Consider the following 11,245-nt stretch of genomic DNA (forward strand, 5'->3'; position numbering starts at 1 on the left):
TTTTTTTATTCAGTTTACATTACTTGAATAAATTAGTTTGTAAACAAATAGAAATTATTCAATATATTAGCAATTTTTCAAACATTCCGAAGCTACATAAAAACTAAGCTTAACATTTATTTCTGTGCTTTAAAAACTTATAAATATATGAAAAACAATACTTCAGCTATGTTAAAAAAATATTTTATAATTGCCTTTTTCACTCTTTCTTTTATAAAAATATCAGCACAACAATCAAAAAATAATTTAGTTTGTGTACCAGAAACAGCTCCATATACAACTTCTTTTGATTCCGGTGGAACTTTGGAAGAATGTTGGTCAAAAATTACCACTGGAACTGATGTTGATATAGTTCCGCAGCAAATAATACAAATTGGTGGAGGTGGAACAGACTATTCAATTTATCCGGCTTCTGGCAGCCATTTTGTTCGTTATAAAAATTTGTATGATCAATTAAACAATCCTCCGGATGATATGTATCTCATTTCACCTGAAATCGCTGATATAGATACCCAAAAAAGGATAAAATTTAAATTGATATCCCGTGTGGTTGCACCTTCTGGCTATTACAATATGGCGAGCCTGCATATTGGTACAATGACCGACCCATTAGATATCAGCACTTTCACATTAATTGAAACTCTTGCACCACCTAATATGAGTGAGCATATAGTGGATGGAAGACCCAATGCTCCTTGGAAAGAACATACTATTTATTTTAATGGTTATTCTGAAAACGACTCTTATATAGCTATTATTCATGGCGATGAATATTTTGGAAGTGAGATGTACTTAGATGATTTTTTATATGAAGAAATTCCAACATGTCCCGAACCATATTATCCCGAGGTAACAGATGTGCGTTATAATGAGGTAGATATTAAGTGGGAAACTTATGTAAATTCAAATCCTTCTTCTTGGGAAATAGAATATGGTCCAACTGGTTTTATTCCTGGTTCGGGAACAGTAGCTTTAGCAAATTCTTCTCCATTTACTATTACTAATTTAATGGATGATACGGATTATGATTTTTATATTCGTGCAAATTGCGGAGGAGCTTATAGCGAATGGTCCACAAAACAGATTTTTAAAACAAAATGCGCAGGATTTTCACCTGCTTATCTAGCAAATTTTGACAGTCAGTCTGAAGGAGTAATTGAAAGCTGCTGGACGGCTCTTATGCCAGAAATTGGTTCGAGCTATTGGGATGAAATTAATTTTATTAAAGTTGTAGATAATATTCCTCCGGGAACGGTTACGCCGGTTAGCACACCAAATTGCGTCTATTTATTTAATGAAACAAACCACCCAAACGGGAATGCAACTTCTGATCAAATTGTTTTGGTCTCCCCTAGATTGATAGGGCTTGACAATACTAAGAAAGTTTCTTTTTGGATGAAAAGTAAACCTAGTGTTTACGCAAATCCCGAACAAGTAATAATTGGAAGTTTGTCAGATTCTGATGATGCTACCACATTTACTCCATTTTATACTATTACCGATGCTTCTACAAATGAGGGAACTTGGCGTTTTTATGAAATTGAGCTGTCCAATTATTATTTGACAGATGAATATATAGGTATAAAACAAGCGAGTGTTAACGAACGCCAACTTCTATATTTTGATGATTTTAGTTACGAAGAAATTTCGTGCGTTATTCCCACTAATTTGGCTGCCACCCAATCTGGGGAAGGCACAGTCACTTTCTCTTGGCAGGATAATAACCCTTCGGGAACCAATCCAACCTGGGAAATTGAATATGGACCACAAGGGTTTACACAAGGAAGTGGAACAATTGTAACAGCGCCCACTAATCCTTTTCAAATTTCCGGATTGGATCTTTTTGAACGTTATGATTATTATGTACGTTCTAATTGCGATAATTTAGGCAATTTTAGTAATTGGAGCACAGCTTATTCCTTTAGAGTTGTTTGTGCATTTACAGCTCCATTTTATGAAGACTTTGATCAATATGATGCAGGTTTAAATAATTTGCCCAATGGCATTCCAGATTTTTGCTGGACCCAATCTAATATACAGGTTTCTGGAGTTATCAATCCCGAAGGATGGTATTCACGACCCATTTCTTTACCAAATGGTGGATTTGTAAATTATTATGGCTCTTCACAGACCCCAGATCCAGGATTTTTGGTTTCTCCATATTTTTCTGATTTTGACACTAATAAGATAATGAAAATTTGGTTGAAGAACGATTTTGATGGTGCTCCCGGTAATCGTAGCGGTATTATTATTGGAACAATGTCCAACCCTTTGGATTTTGATACTTTCACACCTTTTACTGCAATTGAGGGACAATCAATACCTATTTATGGCAAAGAATTTATGATAGATTTTGAGGGTTATACAGGAAATGATCATCACATTGCGATTTTGCACGATCAAGAATATGAGCTTTCACTTTTTATTTTTGATGATGTTTATTACAAAGATAAGCCCAACTGTATTGAACCTTTAGATGTAAGAATTTCTGAAATTACCAATAATAGTGCTTTCGTGGAATGGGATAATTTCAATACTACTAACTCATTTGAAATGGAATATGGTTTGGAAGGTTTTACGCAAGGTACTGGAACCACTATTACTGTAAATGACACTGCAACAATGGTTGATAACCTTACGGAAGAAACTGCATATGAATTTTATATAAGATCAGATTGCGGAAATGGAAATTTTAGTGAATGGATGGGACCAAAGAAATTTACAACATCGTGTACCCCGGTAACCGCACCATGGATTGAGAATTTTGACGATATGACTGTCTTTGGACCAGATATTCTTCCTGATTGTTTTAAAGTTGTGGGAAGTTGGGTTTCAAGTAATTTGCCCCTTTCATCATATCAACATGGTGACGGTGATAATGAATATCTCTTTATAAATCCAATTCCGCAGTCGGCAAAAACATCAATCATTACACCTATGCTGCAATTGATAGCCGGAACAACATATAAATTTACGTTCAAGGTAATGAAAGATGATACTGATTATACATTCCAAGGTTTTACTGTGAAAACAGGCAAAGGTGATACACATGAAATGATGATTAACCGACTTAATTATTTTTCTGATTTTGAGTATGGAAATGGTGGCTATTTCCCCATTGAAACAATCTTCACGCCAGTAGTTTCAGGAGATTATTCTTTTGCAGTTTATTTTACCTCAAGTGATAACACAGTAGTTTCCGTAGATAGTTTTAGTGTAGCATCATATTATCCAAATCCAATTATAGTTCCGGAAAACAATCCCATTGTATTTGATTTTGAGTCTAATAATGCACAACTTATTATGGAAGAAACAGACTTTAGTCAATGCTCACGTATTTTTGATACTTCAAATTATGTATTAAAACTGGGTGGACATCAAACTGCCCAAGCTTGGATTGAAACTGGTGATGATACAGAAAACTGGACGCGTAACCAAAGCGCAATCAGTAAATTGAACTACCAGATAAACGCAAGTGCAATTGCTGAATTAACAATGAGTTTCGATCTAAAGCAAAATTTTATCAATAATGACCACGAATCAATTTTCAGAATAGTGGTAAATGGTGAAATTATTTTAGATAATACATACGCCACAACGCCAAGTTCTGATGGATTTACAAATATTGAACTTGACCTTTCTGCTTTTGCTGGAGGTTCAATCAATATTTCTATGCAGCACTTAGGAAGATATGGTGCAGATTTTGGCGAAATTGGAGACAATGCATTTGTCGATAATATTGTACTTACAAATGAAGAAGCTTTAGGGCAGGACAATTTTAATAAGTCAGGACTGGTTTACTTTCCCAATCCAGTTAAAAATTCACTTTATTTAAAAAGTAAATCAAATATCTATAAGGCCTCTGTTTTAAATATAATGGGGCAAAAGATTCTATCGTATGAAATCAAAAACACAGAAGCTATTTTGGACTTATCAATTTTACAATCGGGTATTTATTTTATAGAGGTTGAAGTTGATGATAAAACTGAAATACTTAAGGTCGTTAAACAATAGTAATTTATACAGAGAATAGAAAGCTTCATAAATTTTTAGTACCTTCATAACTCGTTCTCCCCAGTTGTAAAAATGAAAAAATCATGCTTACAAAAGTCTATGGAAGCGCCGTATTTGGCGTAGAGGCAACTACAATTACGGTTGAAGTAAATGTGGATAGTGGAATAGGTTACCACCTTGTTGGTCTGCCGGACAATGCTATTCGCGAGAGCAATTTCCGCATTGCCGCCGCACTTCAAAACAATGGCTATAAAATTCCCGGGAAAAAATTAATTCTCAATATGTCACCCGCTGATCTTCGGAAAGAAGGCTCTGCGTACGATCTTACTTTGGCAATGGGCGTTCTAGTGGCCACGGAACAAATAGAAGAAAAAAATCCACTTTCTGAATATATTATAATGGGTGAACTTTCGCTGGACGGAAATCTTCAGCCCATTCGTGGCGCTTTGCCAATTTCACTTAAAGCAAAAGAGGAAGGTTTTAAAGGATTTATTCTTCCGAAACAAAACGCAAAAGAAGCTGCTATCGTTGAAGGCATTGAAGTTTACGGGATTGAAAACATAAAAGAAGTAATCGATTTTTTCAATAAAGGGGTTCCGTTAGAGCAGACAATAGTTGATATAGAAGCGGAATTCTACAATCATTTAGAACATCCGGAATTCGATTTTGCCGATGTTAAGGGACAGGAGTCCATAAAACGCTGCATGGAAATAGCCGCAGCTGGCGGTCATAATATAATTTTGATCGGTCCTCCAGGTTCAGGTAAAACTATGCTCGCTAAAAGATTACCGAGTATTTTACCGCCAATGACGTTGCAGGAAAGTCTTGAAACCACAAAAATACATAGCGTTGCAGGACGCACAATGGAAAAAGGCGGAGTAATGACTTCGCGGCCGTTTCGAAGTCCGCATCACACTATTAGCGACGTTGCTTTGGTCGGCGGTGGACAATATCCACAACCGGGTGAGATAAGTTTGGCACATAACGGGGTTTTATTTTTGGACGAACTACCCGAATTTAAGCGCGGCGTTTTGGAAGTGTTACGCCAACCTTTGGAAGATCGCGAAGTTACAATTTCACGAGCAAAGTTTACGGTAACATATCCTTCCAGCTTTATGCTAGTGGCCAGTATGAACCCAAGTCCGGGTGGTTATTTCAACGATCCGAATGCGCCGGTAATGTCTTCTCCTGCGGAAATGCAGCGATATTTGAGTAAAATTTCTGGACCACTTTTGGACAGGATTGATATTCACATAGAAGTAACGCCAGTTCCTTTTGAAAAACTGAGTGATGAACGCCGTGGCGAATCCAGTATTGTAATTAGGGAACGGGTAACCAATGCCAGAAAAATACAGTCGGAACGTTTTTCGGAATTTGAAAAAGTGCATTACAACGCACAAATGGGTGTGAAGCAAATCCGTCAATTCTGTAAACTTGATGAAGCCTCGCTCCAACTTTTAAAAACCGCGATGGAACGCTTGAATCTTTCTGCCCGTGCTTATGATAGGATCTTAAAAGTAGCCCGAACTATTGCCGACTTGGAAGCTTCCGAAGAATTAAACGGCAACCATATTTCTGAAGCTATACAGTATAGGAGTTTGGATCGGGATGGATGGTTTGGGTAGAATTTCATCATCAATAATTTTGAATCGTTTTAACGTATTTTTAAGACTTAACCCCACTTCACATAGTATCTTTAAAACTTTCTAAAAAATCAATTCAATATGTTTAAATATACCTTTAAAACCAGCGTTCTAGCCTTGGCTTTAGTCTCGCTAATCGCTTTTTCATGTAAAACAAAACAAGAAGCAACTACAGAAGATAGCGCAAAGCTTTCCGTAGATTTCGAAAAGTATGAGCTTGAAAACGGCCTAGATGTAATTCTTCACCAAGACAAGAGCGATCCAATTATTTCCCTCGCCATTCAGTACGGTGTAGGTTCCAATCGTGAAAAAACCGGTAGAACTGGATTTGCTCACTTATTTGAGCATATGCTTTTTCAAGAGTCTGAAAACGTGCCGCAAGATCAATTTTTCAAAACCATCCAAGACGCGGGAGGAACGCTGAATGGTGGAACTTGGAAAGATGGAACAATCTATTATGAAATAGTTCCGAATAACGCAATGGAAACGGTAATGTGGTTGGAAAGTGACCGTATGGGCTATTTGATAAATACCGTTACTGAGGCTGCTTTTCAAAATCAACAGGAAGTGGTTCAGAATGAAAAACGTCAGCGCGTAGATAATAATCCTTACGGGCACACGGGATGGGTGATAGACAAAAATCTTTATCCAGAAGGCCACCCTTACAATTGGCAAGTAATTGGTGAATTAGAAGATTTGCAAAATGCAACCGTGGAAGACGTAAAAGAGTTTTACGATCGCTTTTACGGCCCCAATAACGCCACATTAGTTTTAGCTGGAGATTTTGACACCGCTGAAGCGAAAAAAATGATTGAGAAATATTTTGGTGAAATTAAACGTCGCCAAGAAGTTGAGCCTTTAAAGCCGCAGCCCGTAACGATTTCTGAAACCAAAAGACTTTATCACGAAGATAATTTTGCCACCGCGCCACAATTGAATATGGTTTGGCCTACGGTTGAGCAATATACCGATGACGCGTACGCATTAGATTTTTTAGGCGAAATTCTTTCCCAAGGGAAAAAAGCACCTTTATACAAAGTTCTGGTAAAAGAAAAGGATCTCACAGCAAGAACAATAGCATATAACAGTTCTAACGAATTAGCAGGCGATTTTCAAATTTCAATAACTGCAAATAACGGCGTTGATTTGGATGAAGTTGAAAAAGGTATTTCTGAGTCTTTTGCTCTTTTCGAAAAAGATGGCGTTACAGATCGTGACATTGAAAGAATTAAAGCAGGACTCGAGACCCAGTTTTACAACGGAATTAGTAGTGTTTTAGGCAAGTCTTTCCAATTGGCACGGTACAATGTATTTACTGGTAATCCAGGTTTTATAACTGAAGATATAGAAAATATCAAAAAAGTTACGAAGGAAGATGTTGTTAGGGTTTACAATAAATATATAAAAGATAAACCATACGTAATGACCAGTTTTGTACCTAAAGGACAACTGGAACTTATTACGGAAAATTCAGAAAAAGCAAATGTTGTTGAAGAAGAAATTAAAGAAAACATAAGTAAAACCGTTGAAGAAGCAAATTCTGAAATTGTAAAAACTCCTTCAAAATTTGACCGTTCTAAACCACCTGTGCAAGGTTCAGCTCCTGAATTGTCAATTCCTGAATTATGGACTGCAAGTCTAGGAAACGGTCTAAAAGTTTCCGGTATTGAGCAAAATGAAATACCTACTGTAAATTTTAGTTTGGTAATTGAGGGAGGTCATTTATTGGATGATATGAAGAAGAATGGTGTTGCGAATTTGATGAGCGATATATTAATGGAAGGCACCGCTAATAAAACACCAGAACAGTTGGAAGAAGCAATTGATCTTTTGGGAGCTAGCATAAATATGTATACAACTGATGAATCTATCGTAATTCGAGGAAATACATTGACCCGAAATTTCGACAAAACAATGGATCTAGTTACTGAAATCCTTCTGGAGCCTCGTTGGGACGAGGAAGAATTAGGCCGAATTAAGACTAAAACAATCAACCAGATTGAACGTTCAGATGCAAATCCTAATATAGTTGCAGATCGTGTTTACAATAAAATCCTTTACGGTGAAAAACATATTTTTAGTTATCCAACAGTTGGTACTGTGGAATCTGTAAAGGCAATAACGATGGATGATTTGAAGGCATATTACAACAAGAACTTCTCGCCTTCTATAAGTACTTTCCAAGTAGTTGGAAAAATAGAAAAAGAAGCTGTTTTAAAAGATTTAAAAGGTTTAGAAGAACGTTGGGCTCCAAAACAAGTTACCATTCCTGAATATCCGGTAGCAAACAATCGCGATAAGACTTCACTTTACTTCGTGGACATTCCGAACGCAAAACAATCTGTTATTAATATTGGTTATATTGGTTTGCCCAGAACTGATAAGGATTTCTACCCTACAGAAGTAATGAACTATAAATTAGGAGGTTCTTTTTCAGGAAATGTAAATTTAATTTTGCGTGAGGAAAAAGGATACACCTATGGTGCAAGAACCAATTTTAGCGGAAGTAAGATTCCGGGTACATTTACTGCTTCATCAAGTGTTAGAACAAATACAACTGGTGAATCTGTACAGATTTTTAAGGATGAAATTTCAAAATACAAAGAAGGTATTTCGCCAGAAGATCTCGAATTTACTAAAAACGCACTTATAAAATCGAACGCGCGACGCTTTGAAACACAAGGTTCACTTTTGGGAATGTTGCAGGAAATGAACGAGTATAATCTTCCAGCAAATTATATTGAAAGTGAAGAAGCTACAGTACGTAACATGACGCTAGAGCAGCACAAGGCGCTAGCCAATAAATATTTGGATGCTTCCAAAATGGCTTACTTAGTGGTGGGCGATGCCGCTACTCAATTTGCACAATTTAAAAAGATGGGCTTTGATGAAGTTAAACTTCTTGATAAAAATGGTGAAGAGGTAAAACTTGAAGATGTAAAATTGTAATAACTTTTGTTGAAATAATTTTGCCGCGAATGCACGAATTTATTTTTATTCGTGCATTCGTGTTTTTATATTTTATCTTTATTTGAAATTTTCAGTGTTATGAATAAATTTTTTCTGCTTTTCTTTTCTATAACCCTTCTGTTTAGCTGTAAAAACAAACAACCAGAAATTTCTGAAACTACCGAAAATGAGGTAATTTCTGTTCAAAAGTTTCCTGAGCCAATTTTCACGCTGGCCGAAGCCAATAAACTTATAGAGCTTCCTTTACATTGTGTGGCAACTGAATATCCTTACAAACCTGGCGAAACTTTAGAAAGCAAAGCAGATTTAGTGGAGCCAATTGCTGTCCATCCTATATTTTACGGTTGTTTTGACTGGCATAGTGCAGTGCACGGTTATTGGTCTATGGTTAGTTTATTGAAGCAATTCCCTGAAATGGACAAAGCAGATGAAGTTCGCAATTTACTCACACAAAAAATTACTACTGAAAACGTCGCAACTGAAGTGGCATTTTTTAAAAAGCCAATTAATAAATCTTTTGAAAGAACTTACGGCTGGGCATGGCTTTTAAAACTTTCCGAAGAGCTTCACAATTGGAACGACCCGATGGCGCAGGAATTGGAGCAAAATCTAAAACCGTTAGCCGATATTATCGCGCTTCGTTATAAAGCATTTTTACCAAAACTGAATTACCCAATCCGAGTTGGTGAGCATACCAATACGGCTTTCGGACTCACATTGGCTTTTGATTATGCCGAAGCTGTTGGCGATGTAGAACTGAAGCAGCTAATTGAAAAACGCGCAAGAGATTTTTATTTCAATGACGAGAATTGCCCGATAACTTGGGAACCCAGCGGTTATGATTTTCTTTCGCCCTGTTTAGAAGAAATTAATATTATGCGGCGTATTCTTTCTTCTGAAGAATTTATAAGCTGGATGGATAAATTTTTACCGCAGCTCGCGGAAGAAACTTATCATTTAAAAGTAGGAGAAGTAAGCGATCGTACCGACGGAAAACTTGTTCATTTGGACGGACTTAATTTTAGCAGAGCTTGGGTTTTTTACGGTTTGGCTAATCAATACCCAAAATACAAACATCTTGAAAACCTTGCGAATGAACACGTAGCATACTCTTACCCAAATTTGGTGGGCGATAGCTACGAAGGCGGACATTGGTTGGGCAGTTTTGCAATTTATGCGCTTAATGAGTTACATGGCAAATAATTTAGTGTGTTCTGTTTTCCTTCAACAACGCACGTTTTGGCTCTATTAGATTTTACCATTCCACAAAAATAATCTTCTTCTTCCACGGAATTTTTATTAAATGCACATTCCATGGTAGCTTATCTAGAAGGATATCCTGTGTTTTTCGTTGTATAAAAAGCTGTTGTTTTCCCCCAGAAATTAGGAGCTTTCCTTCTCTTTGAAGAAATTCATTTTGAAGTATTTCAGTGGAATTACTTTTAAGAGCCGTCCAATGGCCCATCACTGCTTCTAGCAATATCTCGCAAGACATCTTTTGCTCTTTAGTTAAAAAAATGTGGCGATCTACTGTTTGGTCAAAGGGAATATTACAAAGAAATTTCTCAAAAATAAGTTCATATTCATAAGCCTTTTCTCTACCGGTTGCCAAATAATGGAGCAAGTGAACGTCTTCGTCCTTTTTTTCAGGTTTAATAGTGTTTTCTGATAGTAAATCCATTTTTTCAAAAAACATTTTCAGGAATGGATGCAGTAAAATCAATCCCGCATTTTGTATCAATATTCCTTCTTTATCAGTTTCAATTTCTATTTCGGAAGTGCTATTTTCTATTTCTTTTTGTGGTTTTTCAGTTTTAAGGAAAGTTTCATTTTCCGTACTTTTATTTTGAATACTTTTTGCATCGGAAAGTATTTTCAACCCAAAGTTTTCCTTCAAGATTTGCAATAATTTAGAAGCTTCTTTAAGAGGAATGTATTGAAAAATATTTCCAATTTCATCCTCGTTCTTATGAATTGAATAAAGCAGCACCGCTTCCCAAAATAGGGGTCTAGACTTTAGTGGAAGCTTAGTTTCAAAACTTCCTGTTTTTGGAATATTTAAGAACGAGTTAATTATTTTAAACATTTGATTTTCATTGAACTGAGAAATAAATCTTTTGCGAATCTCGGCTTTTGAAAGAAGAGCTTTTAACTTCTTTAAAGCTTCAACTTCATGTGTGATGTTTATGAACAACTCATCCAAAATTTTTGGCTTTTGTTCAAACCACCAAGGTAATATGCCGTTTTCTAAAAAATAAAAAAAGGCTTCAGTTTCGTTTTGCGCAGGACTTGTTATTTTAAAATTTTCTGATGCTTTTATTGAATTCGTTTCGTTCTTAATTTTGCTTTTCAGGTCTCTAATTATAAGTGCTTTTATATTATTCAAAGAATCTTTTTCTTCGATAGAAATTTCCAACGAAATAGTATCAAACCGAATAATTTCTGTCTCATTTTTTTGAATTGAATTGAAATACCGATCCATTTCCGTAAAGACCTCATTATTAAAAAAAGTAGCTAACTCATCTTTTAGTTGCATACCATTTGCAAGCGAAGGAGCATTAACCACAATGTGTACTTTTTTTATGATATTTTTTTGCGTAATCATTTGCTATTTAGTT

The 11,245-nt window shown here is 36.0% G+C and carries 5 protein-coding genes; 4 read left to right on the forward strand and 1 reads right to left on the reverse strand.

Annotated elements, in window-relative coordinates:
* The first annotated feature begins 147 nt into the window (after positions 1-147).
* The 4 genes from ESV24_RS07245 to ESV24_RS07260 all read left to right on the forward strand — a co-directional run bounded on the left by ESV24_RS07245 (position 148) and on the right by ESV24_RS07260 (position 9,830).
* On the forward strand, positions 148-4,014 hold the full coding sequence (locus ESV24_RS07245) for a fibronectin type III domain-containing protein (protein WP_111815716.1): 3,867 nt from the start codon (positions 148-150) through the stop codon (positions 4,012-4,014).
* 83 nt (positions 4,015-4,097) lie between these two features.
* Entirely contained in the window at positions 4,098-5,639 is a 1,542-nt protein-coding gene (locus ESV24_RS07250; RefSeq protein WP_111815717.1) for a YifB family Mg chelatase-like AAA ATPase, read from the forward strand.
* Between the two features lie 99 nt (positions 5,640-5,738).
* On the forward strand, positions 5,739-8,606 hold the full coding sequence (locus tag ESV24_RS07255) for a M16 family metallopeptidase (protein WP_111815718.1): 2,868 nt from the start codon (positions 5,739-5,741) through the stop codon (positions 8,604-8,606).
* 99 nt (positions 8,607-8,705) lie between these two features.
* Positions 8,706-9,830, forward strand: coding sequence for a DUF2891 domain-containing protein (locus ESV24_RS07260; RefSeq protein ID WP_111815719.1), 1,125 nt, complete (start codon positions 8,706-8,708; stop codon positions 9,828-9,830).
* Between the two features lie 52 nt (positions 9,831-9,882).
* On the opposite strand, the gene ESV24_RS07265 is transcribed toward ESV24_RS07260, so the two are convergent.
* Positions 9,883-11,232, reverse strand: a complete 1,350-nt coding sequence (locus tag ESV24_RS07265; RefSeq protein WP_111815720.1) for a contractile injection system tape measure protein — start codon at positions 11,230-11,232, stop codon at positions 9,883-9,885.
* Positions 11,233-11,245: the final 13 nt, after the last annotated feature.

It is taken from the genome of Aequorivita lipolytica (assembly GCF_007997135.1).
GTDB lineage: Bacteria > Bacteroidota > Bacteroidia > Flavobacteriales > Flavobacteriaceae > Aequorivita > Aequorivita lipolytica.